The following is a 17,147-nucleotide window of genomic DNA, read 5'->3' as shown; positions in this document are numbered from 1 at the left end:
ACCCCTACAGTCCGGCGCGACGGGACTCGGCGAGCTCGACGAGGCGGTCGCGCAGTTCGTCGGCGTCCGCTGCCGGCACACCCGGGATCCGGACGTTCGTCGCGGCCGCGGCGGTCACGAACTTGAGCTCGCTCATGCCGAGCGCCCGGTCGAGCGGCCCACGGGCGACGTCGACGAGCTGCATCCGGCCGTACGGCACGGCCGTGAACCGCTGCCACATGAGGCCACGGCGCACGACCAGGTCGTCGTCGCGGAGCGCGTAGCCGATGGCCCGGACGCGTCGGGGCGTGAGCGCCGCGGTGATCGCCGTGGTGACCGCGACGACGATGCCGATGGAGAGCCAGACCGTGCCGGCCCCGGAACCGAAGCCGTCGGTGACGATCCCGATGAGCACGCAGCCCGCGGTGAGCACGACACCGATCACGAGCGTGGTGATGAGTTCGGTCCACACGAGCTTCGCGGACACCCGCTGCCAGGCGATCCCACCGAGGCCGAGGCCGGGCTCGTCGAGTCGTTCACGCGGCATCGCGGGCCTCCTGGGGTTGCTCGGTCAGTTCACCGTCGTCGAACCGTTGCGGGGATCGTCACGGTCGTCGTCGTCACCCGGAGGTGCGATGCACATGCGCTCTGCCACGAGTGCGCAGACCGTCAGGACGATCCCGCCCCCGACGGCGATCACGTTCGGCAGGGTCGAGCCTAGCGAAGGCGTCGCCGAACGGGTCAGCAGGTACAGCACGAGGCCGAGGGCGAACCCGCCCAGCAGCGTGCCGCAGATGCTGGACGCCTTCGCGAGCACGACGACCCGCGTCGCGTAGAGCGGGTCGACCGGCCGCTGGCGTCCAGCGCCGTCGCGCGCGTGCCGGCGCACCGGGCGTGCCATGAGCACGACGGCGACGCCGATGAACGCGAGCGTGACGCCGAGCGGGATCGAGAACAGGAACGTCGGCAGCTGGCGCGACGCCAGGACGGCGTCGAGTGCGAAGCCAGCGACCACCGTCACGACGGCGATGCTGATCAGCGTGGAGGCACGGGTGGGCTTCATGCGCTGGTCGCGCTCCCCGCAGGCCGGGAGGCCCGTGCCGGCTCCGCGAACAGGCGCGGCTCGTCGACGCGCTCGGTGTCGTCCCCCACGGCGGTGAGCAGGTCGGCCACCGGTCCGGCACCGGGCAGGACGGCCTCGGGGTCGGCGTCGAGCCACGGGGCGAGCACGAACGCGCGCTCAGCGGCCCGGGGGTGCGGCACGACCAGGGTGTCCGTGGCGATCCGCAGGTCGTCCACCGCGACGACGTCGAGGTCGAGGGTGCGGTCGCCCCACCGGACCTCGCGCGTGCGGCCGTGGGCGTCCTCGATGCCGTGCAGGGCGTCGAGGAAGGCCTGCGGCTCGAGGTCGGTGTCGACGACCACGACGGCGTTCCGGTAGCGGGGCTTCGACGTGTCGAGGCCGTCGAGGGTCACGGCGACCGACTCGACCTCGCGGCTCGAGGCCACCGGCTCGACCCCGGGCAGGGCGGCGATCGCGGTGGCGGCGGCGCGGAGCGTGCTCCCCCGGTCGCCGAGGTTCGCTCCGAGGGCGACGACGACCCGGTGGGTCATTCTTCTTCCTCGTCCGGCACCGTGGCGCCGCGGGAGCGCCGGATGGTGATCGAGACGTCGGTGAACGGCACGGTGATCGGGGCCTGCGGCTTGTGCACCGTGACCTCGGTCGCCAATGCGGCACGGTGGGTGAGCGCGGCCGCGGCGATGCGCTCGGCCAGCGTCTCGATCAGGTCGACCGGGTCGCGTTCGATCTCGGCCACGACCTGCTCGGCGAGGACGCCGTAGTGCACGGTGGCGTCGAGGTCGTCGCTGCCCGAGGCGGCACGGGCGTCGAGCTCCACGGCGACGTCGACGACGAAGTCCTGGCCGTCCTCGCGCTCGTGGTCGAAGACGCCGTGGTGTCCCCGGGCGCGGACCCCGGTGAGTCGGATGGTGTCGTTCACGATCGAGCTGCCCTCCAGGCGTCCCAGACGTCGAGCACGGCACGGGTCGGTGCCGGGTCGTGCACGCGCACACCCCACGCGCCGCGTTCGGCGGCGAGCAGGCTGATGGCGGCGGTGGCGAGGTCGCGCTCCCTGGGCGGGGCACCCTCGGGGCTCCCGACACCGTCGAGGAACCGCTTGCGTGAGGCGGCGACGAGCACCGGCAGGCCGATCGAGGCGAAGCGCTCGTAGCCGGCCAGGATCTCCCAGTTCTGCACGCCGTGCTTGGCGAAGCCGAGACCCGGGTCGATGACGACCTGCTCCTGCCGGACGCCGAGCACGATGAGTTCGGCGACCCGGAGTTCGACCTCGCGCCGGACCTCCTCGACCGCGTGGGTGTACTCGGCGTTGCGGTACATCCGGTCGCTGTGGCCGCGCCAGTGCATGACGACGAAGCCGACCCCCGTCGACGCCACGACCCGGGCCATGTCCGGGTCGGCGAGCCCGCCCGAGACGTCGTTGACGATGGCGGCACCGAGGTCGACGGCACGCTCGGCCGTCGCGGCGTTCATGGTGTCGACGCTGACCGGGATGCCCTCGGCGACGAGCTGCTGCACGACCGGCAGCACCCGTTCCTGCTCGACCGGCACGGGCACGCGCTCGGAACCGGGGCGGGTGGACTCCCCGCCGACGTCGATGACGTCCGCACCGGCCGCGACGAGGTCACGTGCGTGCTGCACGGCGGCGTCGTAGGCCTGGTGCAGCCCGCCGTCGCTGAACGAGTCGGGGGTGACGTTGAGGATGCCGAGCACCCGGGTGCGCTCCTCGGCCGGACCACCGCGGTCACGGCGACGGCCGGTCACGACCTCCGGCACCGGCTGGGGTGCACGGAGGTCGATCGCGACCGTCGCCGGTTCGGCGGCGGCGGCGCGGGCACGACTCACCTCGGCGAGTCGACGCTCTCGTCGCGTCGGCAGCTCGGTCATGCCGGCCTACGCGGGGGCGATACCCGGGTTGCCGAACGGGCGACGACGGGTCTTCGAGGTCGACTCGGAGTCCGACGGATCCGCTGCGGTCGAGGCGGCCTTGCCGGGCACGTCGATCGCGGGCAGGTTGCTGACCGGGCGCTTGTCGCTGGAGAGCCACTGCGGGCGCTCCGGCAGCTTGCGGACGTCCTTGAAGATCTCCACGAGCTCCGGGGCGTCGAGCGTCTCCTTCTCGAGGAGCTCGCCGGCCAGGCGATCGAGGATGTCGCGATTGTCGTTGAGCACCTGGTAGGCCTCGTCGTGCGCGGCCTCGAGCAGGGCGCGGGTCTCGGCGTCGACCGTCTGGGCGATGGTCTCCGAGTAGTCGCGACCGGTGCCACCGCTCATGTCACGGCCGACGAACGGCTCGCTCGAACCGGACCCGAGCTTCACGGACCCGACAGCCTGGCTCATGCCGTACTCGGTCACCATCTTGCGGGCGGTGCCGGTGGCCTTCTCGATGTCGTTCGAGGCGCCCGTGGTCGGGTCGTGGAAGACGATCTCCTCGGCGACGCGACCACCCATGGCGTAGGTGAGCTGGTCGAGGAGCTCGTTGCGGGTGACCGAGTACTTGTCCTCGAGCGGGAGCACCATCGTGTAGCCGAGGGCACGGCCGCGGGGCAGGATCGTGATCTTCGTGACCGGGTCGGTGTGCCGCATCGCCGCTGCCGCCAGGGCGTGGCCGCCCTCGTGGTACGCGGTGATCAGGCGTTCCTGGTCGGACATGATCCGGGTGCGGCGCTGCGGGCCGGCCATCACGCGGTCGACGGCCTCGTCGAGGGCACGGTTGTCGATGAGCTGCGCGTTCGAGCGGGCGGTCAGCAGGGCCGCCTCGTTCAGGACGTTCGCCAGGTCGGCACCGGTGAAGCCCGGCGTCTTGCGGGCGAGCAGCTCGAGGTCGACGCTCGCGGCGAGCGGCTTGCCCTTCGCGTGCACCTCGAGGATCTGCTTGCGGCCGGCGAGGCCCGGGGCGTCGACGCCGATCTGGCGGTCGAAACGGCCGGGGCGCAGGAGCGCGGGGTCGAGCACGTCGGGACGGTTCGTCGCGGCGATGAGGATGACGTTCGTCTTGCCGTCGAAGCCGTCCATCTCGACCAGGAGCTGGTTCAGCGTCTGCTCGCGCTCGTCGTTGCCACCGCCGATGCCGGCACCACGGTGACGACCGACGGCGTCGATCTCGTCGATGAAGACGATGGCCGGCGAGTTCGCCTTGGCCTGCTCGAAGAGGTCACGGACACGGCTCGCACCGACACCGACGAACATCTCGACGAAGTCCGAACCGGAGATCGAGTAGAACGGCACGCCGGCTTCTCCCGCGACGGCGCGGGCGAGCAGGGTCTTGCCGGTTCCGGGAGGGCCGTAGAGCAGCACGCCCTTCGGGATCTTCGCCCCGACGGCCTGGAACTTCGCGGGCTCCTTGAGGAACTCCTTGATCTCGTGGAGTTCTTCGATCGCCTCGTCGGCACCCGCGACGTCGGCGAACGACACCTGCGGGTTCTCCTTGTTGTTGATCTTGGCCTTCGACTTGCCGAACTGCATGACCTTCGAGCCGCCACCCTGGGCGCTCGAGAGCAGGAACCAGAACAGGGCACCGATGATCAGGAACGGCAGCAGGATGCCGAGCAGCGACAGGAACCAGTTGCCCTGGGCGACGCGGTCGTTGTAGCCGTCCGGCAGGTTGGCGTCGTTGACGGCCTGGACGACCTCTTCGCCGCGTGGCGTGGAGTAGTAGAACTGCTCCTGCTTGTCGCCGTCCTTCAGGACGAGGTCGACCCGCTGCTCGGTGGAGTTGATGGTCGCGGACGAGACCTTGTCATCGGAGAGCTGCTCGAGACCCTTCTGGGTGTCGATCTCTTGCGTGCTGCCCTGGCTGATGACGCTCCAGCCGATGAAGATGCCCGCCAGCGCGATCAGCACGTAGAGGTACGGGCCGCGGAAGATGCGCTTGAAGTTCATGTGATCCGGGCGCGAGTGCCCGACACCTTTCTCTGCCGAAGTTGCGTGCAGGTCAGCATACGGCCGCGATTCTGTGGCGAGAATGGGTGTCCTCTGCGGGCGAACTCACCCCCGGGCCAGAGTCGGCCGAGTGCGACCCGAGCGCGGCGGGCCGCCCGTCAGGAGTAGACGTGCGGAGCGAGGACGCCGACGCCGCGCAGGTTGCGGTAGCGCTCGTCGTAGTCCAGGCCGTACCCGACCACGAAGGCGTCGGGGATGTCGAAGCCCACGTACTTCACGTCGACCTCGACCTTGGCGGCCTCGGGCTTGCGCAGCAGGGCGACGATCTCGACGCTCGCGGCACCACGGGACTGCAGGTTCTGCTTGAGCCACGACAGGGTCAGACCGGAGTCGATGATGTCCTCGACGATCAGGACGTCGCGGCCGTGCAGGTCGGTGTCGAGGTCCTTGAGGATCCGCACCACGCCGGACGACTTCGTGCCGGAGCCGTACGACGACACCGCCATCCAGTCCATCCGCGCCTGCATCTTGAGGTGGCGCGAGAAGTCCGCCATCACCATGACGGCACCCTTGAGCACCCCGACGAGCAGCGGGTCGCGGCCCGCGTAGTCGGCGTCGACGACCGCCGCGAGCTCGGCGAGCTTCTCGTCGATCTGCTCGGGGGTGAAGAGCACTTCGGACAGGTCTGCCTGGACGTCGGAGAGTTCCACCACGCCAGCCTAACCGGCGCTGAACTCGATGCGGTCGCCGGTCCGCGTGGCACGGACGCCCGGCAGGTCGATCGGGCCCTGTCCGCTCCAGTCCGTGACCAGCCGGCAGACCTCGAGCGTCTGCACGCGCGACAGCGTCACCCCGAACTCGCTCTCCACCGCCAGGCGCACGAGTCGCTGCCGGAGCGCCGGCGGGTTCGCCCCGAGCGCCCGCACCGACAGCGAGATGCCCGCCTCGGAGTGCTCGGCGATGTCCTCCGCGATCTCCTCCGCGAAGTGGTCCAGCGCCGCGGAGTCCTCGCGCAGCTGGTCGGCCGTGCGGGCCAGGGCCTCGGGCACCCCGGCGCCGAGCTCCCGTTCGAGCACCGGCAGCAGGGTGTTCCGCACCCGCACCCGTGCGTACGCGGGGTCGTCGTTCTGCGGGTCGTGCCACGGTGCCAGCCCCGCTGCGGCGCACGCCTGCCGGGTCGCGTGGCGCCGGACCGACAGGAGCGGCCGGCCGTAGGCCGGACCGCCGTCACGGCGGGCGAGCGGCTGCATGCCGGACAGGCTGTCCGGCCCGCTGCCGCGCAGCAGGCCGAGCAGCACGGTCTCGGCCTGGTCGTCCAGGGTGTGGCCCAGCAGCACCAGGGGTGACCCGGTGGCGGCCGAGACCTCGGCGATCGACGCGTGGCGGGCCTCCCGGGCGGCGCCTTCCGGACCACCGTCGGAGCCGACCGTGACCCTGCGGACCGTCACCGGGTCGAGTCCCAGCTCGGATGCCTGCCGGGAGGCGCGGCTCGCGACCGCCTCGGAGCCCGCCTGGAGCGCGTGGTCGACGACCACTGCCCCGGCCCGCAGACCCTGCTTGCCCGCTTCGAACGCGGTGGCCGCAGCGAGGGCGAGGGAGTCCGGTCCGCCGCTCAGTGCGACGAGCACCAGGTCGCCTGCGGCGACCACGCCGTCGTCGACGGCTGCGGCGAGCAGGTCGCGGACGGCCAGGCGGGTCTCGGCGACGGCGGGGTCGAGCCGGGGACGCGGAGAGTTCACCCGGTAACGTTAGCCGCGCTTTCGCAACACACGACAGTCCCCGAAGCAGACACAGGAGCGCAACATGGCCGCGTACGACGTCGTCGTCGAGATCCCCAAGGGCAGCCGCAACAAGTACGAGGTGGACCACGAGACCGGTCGCGTCTACCTCGACCGCGTGCTGTTCACCTCGTTCGTCTACCCCACCGACTACGGGTTCTTCGAGAAGACCCTGGCCGACGACGGTGACCCCGTGGACGCGCTGCTGCTGCTCGAGTTCCCGACGTTTCCCGGCGTCGGCGTCAAGGTCCGCCCCGTCGGCGTCTTCAAGATGAGCGACGAGGCCGGCAACGACGAGAAGGTCCTCGTCGTCCCCGCCAAGGACCCGCGCTGGGCGCACATCCAGGACATCTCGGACGTGCCGGAGCAGACGAAGGCCGAGATCGCGCACTTCTTCGAGCGCTACAAGGACCTCGAGCCGAACAAGTGGGTCAAGGCCGAGGGCTGGGGCGACGCCGCCGAGGCCGAGCGCATCGTGCAGGCCGGTCAGGCCGCGTACGTGCCCGGCTCGCACTGACGATCCCCTGACGACGAACGGCGCCCGCTCTCCTTCCGGAGGGCGGGCGCCGTTCTGTGGTGCTGCTGTCGCGCGGGGCAGGGCGTGCGCGGGCGGGGGCGCGTGTGGGCGCGCCTGGTGAAACGGGCGTACCGGGTGGAAACGGGCGTACCTGGTGCGTTGATCCGTGCAGGTACGCCCGATCTCGCTTGGTACCGCAGCCGCTCTGGGAAAGAACGGGCACAGCGGGAGCGGGCTACAGGGAACCGCTCGGGCGGGCGACGTACGGCATGAGCTGGTTCGGCAGCCAGATCGCGCGCTCGACGACGCCGACGCCGGGGCGGGCGGCCTCGACCATGGTGCCGTAGCTCGTCACGATCGAGTCGTGGTACGCCCCCGAGGCCGTGCCGTTCGACGAGTAGAACAGGATGTCGCCGGGCTGGCGCTGGGACAGCGGGACGAGGCGGCCGATCGACTTGAAGTAGTTGTACTGCCAGACGACGTTGTGTCCGCCGGTCGCGATGCCCTGCGAGCTGTAGGCCATCATCACGAGGCCGGAGCAGTCCCAGGTGTTCGGGCCGGCGCCGGTCAGGACGTACGGCTCGCCGAGCTGGGCACGGGCGAACGCGATGGCGCCGGCGGCCTTCGAGGGGCTGCTCGGGGCCGGAGCGGGCGCCGGTGCCGGAGCAGGCGCGGGTGCCGGCTTGCTCGGCGTGCTGGGGGTGCTCGGCTTGCTCGGGGTGCTCGGCTTCGCGGGGGTGCCGGGGTTCGACGGAGTGCTGGGCTTGGACGGCGTGCTCGGCACGGCCGGGGTGGAGGTCCCGCCGCCGGTGCTGCCGGTGCCGCCCGTGTTGCCGGTGTTGCCACCGCTCGTGCCGCCGCCGGTGGCGTTCCCGGTGCCGGAGCCGTTCCCGGTGCCGGCATCGTTTGTCTGCTTCGCGATGGCGGCCTCGGCGGCCTTCGCCTGCTGCGCGCTCCAGTACGCGGTCTCCGTCGCGACGCTCGTGCCCTTCAGGTACGCGAGCTGGCGCAGGACCTCGGCCTGCTGGTCCTGTTCCTTCTGCACCCGCGCCTGGGCGCCTGCGGCCACGTCGTTGGCCGTCGCGAAGGTGGTCTTCGTCGCCTCGGTCGCCTTGCTCAGGGCCTTCTCGGCGGCGGACTGCTGGGCCGCCAGGGACTCGACGGTCTTCTGGTCGGCGCGCGCTTCGGCCAGGACGGTCGCGGAGCGCTCGGACAGGTGCGACATCGTGCCGACGCGGTAGAGCAGGTCCTTCGAGTCCGACGAGTCCATGAGCATGGTCGTCGACAGGTCACCGCCGCCGGTGCGGGACAGCTCGACCACGAGCCCGGCGACCTGACCGGCAGAGTCGTCCGCCCGGGCCTTCGCACGCTTCGACTGCGCGGACAGGTCGGCGAGGGTGTCCTTCGCCTCCTGCTGCTGCGACGCCGCCAGGGCGTACGCCTGCCCGGCCTGCTGCTCGGCGACACCGGCCTGGTCGGCGGCGTCCTGCAGCGTGCCGAGCCGGTCGCTCAGCTCGTCGACCGTCTGCTGGGCGTCGGCCGCATCGGACTTGGCGGCCTTGACGTCGTCCCAGGACGGACCCGAGGGTGCGGCCTGGGCCGGTCCGGCGATGACGACCGACAGGCCGATGCCGAGCACGGCGATGGTCGCGATCCCGCAGGAGAACGAGCGAGCGGAGGTGGTCATGACGTGGGTCGACGCCTTCTGGTGGCGCTGATGCTCATACCGAGATCCCCCGCGCTGCCATGAAGGGGACCGGGTCGACGGCAGCGCCGTTGATCCGGGTCTCGAAGTGGAGGTGGCACCCGGTCGACCAGCCGGTCGATCCGATCTTGGCGATCTGCTGTCCCGCGGTGACGTGCTGCCCGGCGGTGACCATGATCCCGCCGTCGACGACGTGGCCGTACGCGGTGGAGATGCCGCCGCCGTTGTCGAGGATGACCTCGTTGCCGTACCCGCCACCGTTGCCGGCGAAGGTGACGGTGCCGTCGTGGGCCGCGTAGATCGGGGCGTAGCAGGCCGGGGCCAGGTCGACGCCGGCGTGCAGGGCGCTGACGTGCGTGTAGGGGTCGACACGGTAGCCGTAGGGGCTGGTCTGGAACCCGCCCGCGGGTCGGACCCAGCCCGCCGGGTTGGCGCTGCCGCCACCGGTGCCGCCCTGGCTGGTCGCCGCGGCCTTGGCTGCTGCCTTCGCGGCGGCTGCTGCGAGGCGGGCCTGGCGAGCCTTCTCGGCGGCGACGCCCTTGCGGTAGTCGGCCTCGACGCCGCGCTGCTTCGAGGTGAGCGCGGTCAGCTGCGCTTCGAGCCTGGACTCGTTGTCGTTCTGGGCGTCCACCGCGGTCTGTGCGGCGTCCGCGGCTCCCTGGGCCTGCTGCATCTTCGACTGTGCGGCGTCGGCGAGGTCCCCGAGGGCCTGCTTGGCGCGGTCGGCCTTGTCGGCGAGGCCCTGGGCCACACCGCGGTCCTGCGAGGCCTGCGCGTAGATGCCCTCGGACTGCTCGCTGAGCTTCGACATGGCACCGAGCTCGTAGAGCAGGTCGCCGGAGTCGGACGGGTGCGTGAGGATGTCCGTCGTCACGTCGTCACCGCTGGTGCGACCGAGCTGGGCGGCGAGCTGACCGGCCTGCTCCTCGGAGCGCGCGGCGGTCTGCTTGGCCTCATCGGCCTGCGACTGGAACTTCTTCTGCTTGAGCGTCGCCTCGTCGTACTTGTTCTGCGCGGCCTGGTACGCCTCGCCCGCGGCCTGCGCGGCCTTCTGCTTGGCAGCGGCCTCGCTCTTCAGCGACGAGATGAGCGACTTGATCTCACTGACCTTGGCCTGCTGGGCACTGGTCGACGACTTCGCCTGCTGCACCTCGTCCCAGCTGGGGTAGCTCGCGGCGCTGGCGGACGACGCCGGGGCGAGGACCGCGAGCGTGCCGGCGGTGAGCGCGACGGCGACCGCGGCGGCGATCAGGCGGCTGCGGGAGCGGAGGGAGAAGGGAGTGGAGGTCGACATGTATCTCGATTTCGTAACAGCGCGGCAAGGCTCACGCACGTAACACTGTTAACAGGTGCAACAGTAACAACACGGGTCGCAGGCTCGACAGCCCCTCGGACGAGGGGTGCGGACGCCGACGATGCTCGCACCGACAGCATCGGAGACCCGTGCGCTGACGGCGCGACACGCCGGGGATGCGCGGTTGGCGGGGTCGGATTTGTGAAACCCGGGGGGCATCCGTATGCTTGTCCATCGGTAGCGCGATGCACTGCTTGCGGCCCTATCGTTTAGTGGCCTAGGACACCGCCCTTTCACGGCGGCAGCACGGGTTCGAATCCCGTTGGGGTCACTCCTTGAGTGAGCGAGCAAGTAGTACTGAACAACACCACAGCAAGACACAACACAACATGGCCCTGTAGCGCAGCTGGTTAGCGTGCCGCCCTGTCACGGCGGAGGTCGCGGGTTCAAGTCCCGTCAGGGTCGCCACGGCTGGATAGCTCAGTTGGTAGAGCGTTCGACTGAAAATCGAAAGGTCCACGGATCGATGCCGTGTCCAGCCACCGGTGAAGGCCCCCTGCTTCGGCAGGGGGCCTTTTCCGTTGTCTGGCCGGTGTGACCTGCTCGCAAAACACCCGTGTTCGCGCATCGAGCCGCGGCATGCGCGTGTTCAACGGGCGAACACCGGTGTTTTGCGGACTGCCTAGGCCTCGCGGGTCTTCGGGCTGCTGTCGTTCGTCTTCGCGGGGTCGCGCTCGACCACGGCGCCCAGGGCATCGTCGATCCGCGACATGAGCTCCGCGGGGATCGTGACGCCGGCAGCGCCCGCGTTGTCGTGCACCTGCTCCGGACGCGAAGCCCCGATGATCGCCGAGGCGACGTTCTCGTTCTGCAGGACCCAGGCGACCGCGAGCTGCGCCATGGACAGGTTCAGCTCGTCGGCGACCGGCTGCAGCTCCTGCACCGAGGACAGCACCTCATCGCGCATGAATCGCTTGATCATGTCCGCGCCGCCCTTGTCGTCGGTCGCGCGGGAGCCCTCGGGCAGCGGCTGACCCGGCTTGTACTTGCCGGTGAGCACACCCTGGGCGATCGGCGACCAGACGATCTGCGAGATGCCGAGTTCCTTCGAGGTGGGGACGACCTCGTCCTCGATGACCCGCCACAGCGCCGAGTACTGCGGCTGGTTCGAGATGAGCTGGAAGCCGAGGTCCTTCGCGAGCGCAGCGCCGGCCCGCAGCTGGTCCGCGGTCCACTCGCTGACGCCGACGTACAGGACCTTCCCCTGGCGCACGATGTCCGCGAAGGCCTGCATCGTCTCTTCGAGCGGGGTCTCGTGGTCGTAGCGGTGCGCCTGGTACAGGTCGACGTAGTCCGTCTGCAGCCGCTGCAGCGAGCCGTCGATCGACTCGAGGATGTGCTTGCGGGACAGCCCGGTGTCGTTGTGGCCCTTCGGACCGGTCGGCCCGAACACCTTCGTGGCGATCTCGAGGGACTGGCGCCGCTCCCCCTTGAGCGCTTCGCCGAGGACCGTCTCCGCGCCGGTGTTGGCGTAGACGTCGGCGGTGTCGAACGTCGAGATGCCGACCTCGAGGGCGGCCTTGACGCAGGCGATCGCCGCGTCGTTCTCGACCTGGGATGCGTGGGTGAGCCAGTTGCCGTAGGTGATCTCGGAGACCTTGAGGCCCGAGTTGCCGAGGTAGCGGTACTCCATGTGCGTGTCACTCCTGTCGTGGGGCGCGTCGGTGCGACCCGAACCGTGACGGTAGTCCCGTCGCCCCCAGGAGCACTCGGCCTGCGAGTGCACGCCTGTACGCTGATGTTTCAGAGACGATCGAAAAAGACGAAACCCCGGCGATGTGGCCTGAGCCAGGGATCGTTCCGGGGTCTTCGTGAACAACGTTAGCAGGCGAGGCGGGATGCAGGAAGACGAGCTCGAGCGGCTCATCACAGCCGATCGGCTCCGTTCGTACGCAGGGCGGACGGGGTCGTCGACTGAAGCACTGCGGCTCTACGAGTGGAACATGCGAGCCGCGGCGGCAGTCATGGAGCTCACCGGCGTCGTCGAGGTGTTCGCTCGCAATGCGCTCGACCGTGAACTCTGCGCGTGGGCATCGAGCCGCACCGGGCCGCCCTGGTTCGACATCGCACCACTCGACAGCCGCGGGCGTGCCGACCTCGCGAAGGCACGGGCACGGGCGGGTCGAGAAGGTCGACGTCCCGAAGTACACGGACGGGTCATCGCGGAGCTCAGCTTCGGGTTCTGGCGGTACCTCGTCGAATCGCGGTACCACACCTCGCTCTGGGTGCCTGGCCTGCATCGAGCCTTTCCGCACGGGCCGGACAACCTGCGCATCCGACGGAGCGAGGTGGCGCGACGGCTCCAGCAGCTGCACTTCGTGCGGAACCGCGCCGCGCACCACGAACCCATCCACGCGCGGAACCTGCAGCGGGACCACGACTTCGCACTCGAACTGCTCGGCTGGATCAGTCCACACGCGGCGTCCTGGGCTGAGGGCACCACTTCGATCGAAGCCGTGCTCCGTGCCCGCCCCGACGGGTAGGTGCAGGATCGAAAGGGTTGCGGCACGGAGCGGTGCCGCCGGAAGCGAGGGAGCATCCATGACCGGAGCGAGCGTGTTGTTCATCGGCGGGAGCGGCGTCATCAGCGCCGCCTGCGTCCGGGAAGCCGTCGAGCAGGGGTTCGACGTGACCGTGCTCAACCGGGGGACCACCGGGGGCAGGCCGATCCCGGAGGGTGTGACGCGCCTCCAGGCCGACGTGTCGGACCGCAGCGCACTGGCGGGCGCACTCGGCGACCAGCGCTTCGACGTGGTCGTGAACTGGATCGCCTTCACGCCGGACCAGGTGCAGGCCGACGTCGACTTCTTCGCGGGGCGGACGCGGCAGTACGTGTTCATCAGCTCGGCCTCGGCGTACCAGACGCCGGCGACGCACCTGCCGATCACGGAGTCGACGCCGCTGAAGAACCCGTACTGGCAGTACTCGCGCGACAAGATCGCGTGCGAGGAGCTGCTGATGGAGGCGTACCGGGAGCAGGACTTCCCGGTGACCATCGTGCGGCCGTCGCACACCTACGACGAGACGAAGCTGCCGCTGACCGGCGGCTGGACCGCGGTCGCTCGGATGCGTGCCGGCAAGCCGGTCATCATCACCGGCGACGGTACCTCGCTGTGGACCCTGACGCACAGCCGTGACTTCGCGGTCGGGTTCACGGGGCTGCTCGACCGGGCCGAGGCGATCGGTGAGCCCTTCACGATCACGAGCGATGAGGCGCCGACGTGGAACGCCATCGCGCACGAGATCGCTGCGGCGGCCGGGGTCGAGGACCTGCGGATCGCGCACGTGCCGGCGGACGCGATCAACGCGGTCGACCCCGAGTGGGGCGCGGCGCTGCTCGGCGACAAGGCGAACAGCTCGGTGTTCGACAACAGCAAGGTCCGGTCGCTCGTGCCGTGGTACCGGCCGCGCACGACCTACCGGCAGGGTGTGCGCGAGGTCATCGCCTGGTACGAGGCGCACCCCGAGGAGCAGGTCGTCGACGAGCGGCTCGATGCCCTGATGGACGAGTTGGCGGCGCGCTGGGCGGTGTGAGCCGCACTCGGTGACGCGCGCCGGCGCACGCAAGACACCGGTGTTCGCGCTCCGCACCGCGGCATGCGGGGGTTCAACGCGCGAACACCGGTGTTTTGCGGATCAGGTCAGGCGCGCGCGGCGAGCACGTCCGCCAGGGTTCCGATCGCGAAGCGCACCTCGTCGTCGGTGACGACGAGGGGTGGCGCGAAGCGGATCGTCGACCCGTGGGTGTCCTTCACCAGGAGCCCGCGGTCGGCGAGGTCCTTCGAGATCGCCTTACCCGTGCCGAGCGCGGGGTCGATGTCGATCCCTGCCCAGAGTCCGGCGACCCGGTGCGAGACGACACCCTTGCCGAGCAGGTCGTCGAGCAGGCCGCGCAACAGCGGTTCGCCGTCGAGGGCCCGCTGCTGGAACGTGCCCTCACCGAGCATCGCCACGACCTCGGCACCGACGGCTGCGGCGAGCGGGTTGCCGCCGAAGGTCGATCCGTGTTCGCCGGGGCGCAGGACGCCCAGGACATCGCGCGAGCCCACCACCGCGGACACCGGCACGATGCCGCCACCGAGGGCCTTGCCGAGTGTGATGAGGTCGGGACGCACCCCGACGCGCTGCACCGCGAGCGTGTGTCCCGTGCGACCGAGGCCGGACTGGATCTCGTCGGCGATGAACAGCGCACCGAACTCGTCACAGACCGCGCGGACGTCGGGAAGGTAGGACTCCGGCGGGATGACCACGCCGCCCTCGCCCTGGATCGGCTCGAGCAGCACGGCGACGACGGTCTCGTCCATCGCCTCGCGCAGAGCCGCAGCGTCGCCGTACGGCACCGTGCGGAAGCCGGGCGTGAACGGCCCGAAGTCATCGTGGGCCGAGGGGTCGTCCGAGAACGAGATGATCGTGGTGGTGCGGCCGTGGAAGTTGCCGGACGCGACGATGATCGTCGCCCGCTCGGCCGGCACGCCCTTGACCCGGTAGCCCCAGGCGCGGGACACCTTGATCGCGGACTCGACGGCCTCGGCACCGGTGTTCATCGGCAGGACCATCTCGGTCTCCGTCAACGCCGCCAGCGCTGCGGCGAACGGCCCGAGCTGGTCGTTGACGAACGCGCGGCTCGTGAGCGTCACGCGGTCGAGCTGCGCCCGTGCGGCATCGAGCAGCCGCGGGTTGCCGTGGCCGAAGTTCACCGCCGAGTACGCGGCGAGGCCGTCCAGGTACTGCTTGCCGTCGACGTCGGTGACGGTCGCTCCGGCACCCGACGCGATGACGACGGGCAGCGGGCTGTAGTTGTGCGCGAGGGCGCGGTCCTCGACGGCGAGCGCCGCCGCGGTGTTGACCCCGAGCGACGCTGCCGCCGACATCAGCTGACCCCGAGCGAGCGCGCGACCGAGGTGCCGGTGCCGACCGGGTGCAGGTCGAGGGTGCAGCACTTCACGCCGCCGCCGCCGAGCAGCAGCTCGGACAGGTCGACGCCGATCGGGTTGTAGCCCTTCTCCCGCAGCTGCTCGGCGAACCGGACAGCCCGGGCGGCGATCACGACGTTGTACCCGTCGGAGTACGAGTTCAAACCGAGGATCGCGGCGTCTTCCTCGGTGGCGATGATCGCGTCGGGGAAGCGCTCGCGCAGGATCGCCAGCGACGGCTCGTCGAAGGCGCTCTCCAGGTACGCGATGTTGCTCGTCCCGTCGACGGCGGGCTCGGGGTCGAGCACGGCGATCGCGGTGTCGAGGTGGTAGAAGCTCGGGTTGATGAGCTTGAGCGTGACGACCTCTCGGCCGTAGATCTTCGCGAGCTCGTCGTGCGAGGTGCTGTCCGACCGGAAGCCGGTGCCGGCGAAGATGGTGTCCCCGATGAGCAGGAAGTCACCCTCGCCCTCGTTGGTCTGCTCCGGCTCGGCGACGGTCAGACCGGCCTGGCGGAACCAGTCCATGTACGCGGGGCCCTCGGGCTGGCGCTCGGGGTACTGGAACTTCGCGCCGTACGCGATGCCGTCGAGGACGAACCCGCCGTTGGCCGCGTAGACCATGTCCGGCAGGCCGTCGATCGGGTCGATGTACGAGATGTCGAAGCCGAGCTGCTCGTAGACGGCGACGAGCGACTCCCACTGCTCGACGGCCTTCGACGTGTCGGTCGGCTCCTCCGGGTGCATCCACGGGTTGATCCGGTAGCTCACGGTGTAGAAGTCCGGCTTGCACATCAGGATCGTGCGCTTGGTGGCGACACGGGCCGGGGTGGCGACGGACTCGGGGGCGGGTGCGGTGTTCGACATCAGTCCTCCTGGAAGGGACCGGGGCCCGAGCCTGCCAGGAACCGAAACGGAACGAGGAGAAGAGCTCCGGTGAGATGCAGGCTCACTCACCGCAGCGGACCAGGTCGACGCCGAGTCGATCCTTCCACAGACCGTCCGGCAAGTGCAGTACCGGGGCTCTGGCGGCTTGACACCCGTTCGGGTGACGCACGTTTCGTGCGCGAGACCCACCAGCCTCGCAACAAGTCCGCGTACGATGGGGACAAATGGATACGCTCGACCACCGCATCCTGGATCAGCTCCGGGACAACGCCCGCGCCGGCTACGGCGACATCGGGTCGGTGGTCGGACTCTCGGCCTCGGCCGTCAAGCGCCGTGTCGACCGGCTGGTCGGTGACGGCGTCATCCAGGGCTTCACGATCAAGGTCGACCCCGCCGTCGAGGACCGCGGGACCGAGGCCTGGGTCGAGCTCTACTGCCGCGGCACCGTCTCGCCCGACGAGCTGCGTGCACTGCTCGACACCGTCCCCGAGGTCATCGACGCCGGCACGGTCACCGGCAGCGCCGACGCCGTCGTGCACATGCGCTCGAAGGACCTGTCCGCGCTCGAGGAGGCGCTCGACAAGGTCCGCCTCGCACCCCAGGTCGACCACACCCGCTCCGCGATCGTGCTCTCCAAGCTCGTCAGTCGAGAGACCGCGTAACGTCCCACGCATGGGACGGAAGACGGTCTGGAGGCGCGACTCGGCACCCACGGGATCGCGCCCGGCCCGGCAGCTGGTCACCGCTGCGAGCGTCGCCTACGTCGCGAACTGCCTGTGGGGCACCGCGGTCGCCGTGCGGCCGATCCGCACGAAGAAGCTCCGGGTCGTGCACCACGGGCTGTTCGTCGTGACCGCGACCCTGACCGGCGTCGCCGCGACGACCCCCGCGTGGACGCGCGACCGGACCGCACTGTTCCTGCTGCCGGCACTCGTACCCCTGGCCGTCGCTCCACGCACCAACCCGCGCTCCGGAGCACACTGGAAGGTCGCGGTCGCCGCCGCACCGTCCTACCTGGGGGCCGTGCTCGCCCGCAGGCGATCAGAGAGGTGAG

The 17,147-nt window shown here is 70.3% G+C and carries 18 protein-coding genes and 3 tRNA genes; 8 read left to right on the top strand and 13 right to left on the bottom strand.

The window, feature by feature from the left end:
- Nucleotides 1–4 precede the first annotated feature (4 nt).
- The 8 genes from DEJ11_RS00905 to tilS all read right to left on the bottom strand — a co-directional run bounded on the left by DEJ11_RS00905 (nt 5) and on the right by tilS (nt 6,678).
- Nucleotides 5–526, bottom strand: coding sequence for a PH domain-containing protein (locus DEJ11_RS00905; protein WP_110863569.1), 522 nt, complete (start codon nt 524–526; stop codon nt 5–7).
- A 24-nt stretch (nt 527–550) separates the two neighbouring features.
- Nucleotides 551–1,042 carry a DUF3180 domain-containing protein gene (locus DEJ11_RS00900; RefSeq protein WP_071404509.1) on the bottom strand — a complete coding sequence of 164 codons (492 nt, stop codon included), beginning with the start codon at nt 1,040–1,042 and terminating at the stop codon, nt 551–553.
- On the bottom strand, nt 1,039–1,593 hold the full coding sequence (gene folK, locus DEJ11_RS00895; protein WP_035809345.1) for a 2-amino-4-hydroxy-6-hydroxymethyldihydropteridine diphosphokinase: 555 nt from the start codon (nt 1,591–1,593) through the stop codon (nt 1,039–1,041). Before folK ends, DEJ11_RS00900 begins: the two co-directional genes overlap by 4 nt.
- Nucleotides 1,590–1,979, bottom strand: a complete 390-nt coding sequence (gene folB, locus DEJ11_RS00890; RefSeq protein ID WP_220038317.1) for a dihydroneopterin aldolase — start codon at nt 1,977–1,979, stop codon at nt 1,590–1,592. Before folB ends, folK begins: the two co-directional genes overlap by 4 nt.
- Nucleotides 1,976–2,944, bottom strand: coding sequence for a dihydropteroate synthase (gene folP / locus DEJ11_RS00885; RefSeq protein ID WP_173032459.1), 969 nt, complete (start codon nt 2,942–2,944; stop codon nt 1,976–1,978). Before folP ends, folB begins: the two co-directional genes overlap by 4 nt.
- A 6-nt stretch (nt 2,945–2,950) precedes the next feature.
- A complete protein-coding gene (gene ftsH / locus DEJ11_RS00880; RefSeq protein ID WP_027467057.1) occupies nt 2,951–4,939 on the bottom strand; it encodes an ATP-dependent zinc metalloprotease FtsH in 1,989 nt (662 codons plus the stop codon).
- A gap of 158 nt (nt 4,940–5,097) precedes the next feature.
- Nucleotides 5,098–5,649, bottom strand: a complete 552-nt coding sequence (hpt, locus tag DEJ11_RS00875) for a hypoxanthine phosphoribosyltransferase (protein ID WP_017887686.1) — start codon at nt 5,647–5,649, stop codon at nt 5,098–5,100.
- 9 nt (nt 5,650–5,658) lie between these two features.
- On the bottom strand, nt 5,659–6,678 hold the full coding sequence (tilS, locus tag DEJ11_RS00870; protein WP_111103299.1) for a tRNA lysidine(34) synthetase TilS: 1,020 nt from the start codon (nt 6,676–6,678) through the stop codon (nt 5,659–5,661).
- 64 nt (nt 6,679–6,742) lie between these two features.
- Here tilS and DEJ11_RS00865 point away from each other — a divergent pair, with 64 nt between their 5' ends.
- Nucleotides 6,743–7,234, top strand: a complete 492-nt coding sequence (locus DEJ11_RS00865) for an inorganic diphosphatase (RefSeq protein ID WP_027467055.1) — start codon at nt 6,743–6,745, stop codon at nt 7,232–7,234.
- A 235-nt stretch (nt 7,235–7,469) separates the two neighbouring features.
- Here the strand turns inward: DEJ11_RS00865 and DEJ11_RS00860 are convergent, their stop codons facing one another.
- Nucleotides 7,470–8,921, bottom strand: a complete 1,452-nt coding sequence (locus DEJ11_RS00860; RefSeq protein ID WP_146248609.1) for a C40 family peptidase — start codon at nt 8,919–8,921, stop codon at nt 7,470–7,472.
- Between the two features lie 34 nt (nt 8,922–8,955).
- Nucleotides 8,956–10,233 (bottom strand): M23 family metallopeptidase, encoded by a 1,278-nt coding sequence (locus DEJ11_RS00855; protein ID WP_111103298.1) that lies wholly within the window; start codon nt 10,231–10,233, stop codon nt 8,956–8,958.
- Between the two features lie 258 nt (nt 10,234–10,491).
- Here DEJ11_RS00855 and DEJ11_RS00850 point away from each other — a divergent pair.
- From DEJ11_RS00850 to DEJ11_RS00840, 3 genes are all read left to right on the top strand, one after another.
- Nucleotides 10,492–10,564, top strand: a tRNA-Glu gene (locus tag DEJ11_RS00850).
- A gap of 60 nt (nt 10,565–10,624) precedes the next feature.
- A tRNA-Asp gene (locus DEJ11_RS00845) sits at nt 10,625–10,701 on the top strand.
- A 1-nt stretch (nt 10,702) separates the two neighbouring features.
- Nucleotides 10,703–10,775, top strand: a tRNA-Phe gene (locus tag DEJ11_RS00840).
- 140 nt (nt 10,776–10,915) lie between these two features.
- On the opposite strand, the gene DEJ11_RS00835 is transcribed toward DEJ11_RS00840, so the two are convergent.
- Nucleotides 10,916–11,926 carry an aldo/keto reductase family protein gene (locus DEJ11_RS00835; RefSeq protein WP_071404504.1) on the bottom strand — a complete coding sequence of 337 codons (1,011 nt, stop codon included), beginning with the start codon at nt 11,924–11,926 and terminating at the stop codon, nt 10,916–10,918.
- A 205-nt stretch (nt 11,927–12,131) separates the two neighbouring features.
- Here DEJ11_RS00835 and DEJ11_RS00830 point away from each other — a divergent pair, with 205 nt between their 5' ends.
- Nucleotides 12,132–12,776 (top strand): hypothetical protein, encoded by a 645-nt coding sequence (locus tag DEJ11_RS00830; RefSeq protein ID WP_111040158.1) that lies wholly within the window; start codon nt 12,132–12,134, stop codon nt 12,774–12,776.
- A 58-nt stretch (nt 12,777–12,834) separates the two neighbouring features.
- The gene (locus tag DEJ11_RS00825) at nt 12,835–13,827 is read left to right on the top strand and encodes an NAD-dependent epimerase/dehydratase family protein (RefSeq protein ID WP_111103296.1); all 993 of its coding nucleotides are present in this window, start codon (nt 12,835–12,837) and stop codon (nt 13,825–13,827) included.
- Nucleotides 13,828–13,934: 107 nt separating this feature from the next.
- Here DEJ11_RS00825 and rocD read toward each other — a convergent pair whose 3' ends face one another.
- Nucleotides 13,935–15,164, bottom strand: a complete 1,230-nt coding sequence (rocD, locus tag DEJ11_RS00820) for an ornithine--oxo-acid transaminase (RefSeq protein WP_111045596.1) — start codon at nt 15,162–15,164, stop codon at nt 13,935–13,937.
- Entirely contained in the window at nt 15,164–16,072 is a 909-nt protein-coding gene (gene ddaH, locus DEJ11_RS00815) for a dimethylargininase (protein ID WP_071245287.1), read from the bottom strand. The genes rocD and ddaH overlap by 1 nt, the downstream gene beginning before the upstream one ends.
- Nucleotides 16,073–16,317: 245 nt before the next feature.
- Here ddaH and DEJ11_RS00810 point away from each other — a divergent pair, with 245 nt between their 5' ends.
- Nucleotides 16,318–16,755: an Lrp/AsnC family transcriptional regulator gene (locus DEJ11_RS00810; RefSeq protein ID WP_017887694.1), complete on the top strand. Its 438-nt coding sequence runs from the start codon at nt 16,318–16,320 to the stop codon at nt 16,753–16,755.
- Between the two features lie 10 nt (nt 16,756–16,765).
- Nucleotides 16,766–17,146, top strand: coding sequence for a hypothetical protein (locus DEJ11_RS00805; protein ID WP_111103295.1), 381 nt, complete (start codon nt 16,766–16,768; stop codon nt 17,144–17,146).
- The last annotated feature ends 1 nt before the right edge of the window (nt 17,147 follow it).

The organism is Curtobacterium sp. MCLR17_058 (assembly GCF_003234705.2).
Classification (GTDB): Bacteria; Actinomycetota; Actinomycetes; order Actinomycetales; family Microbacteriaceae; genus Curtobacterium; species Curtobacterium flaccumfaciens.
Note: the sequence above shows the minus strand (reverse complement) of the source record. Positions and strands in the feature narration are given on the sequence as shown.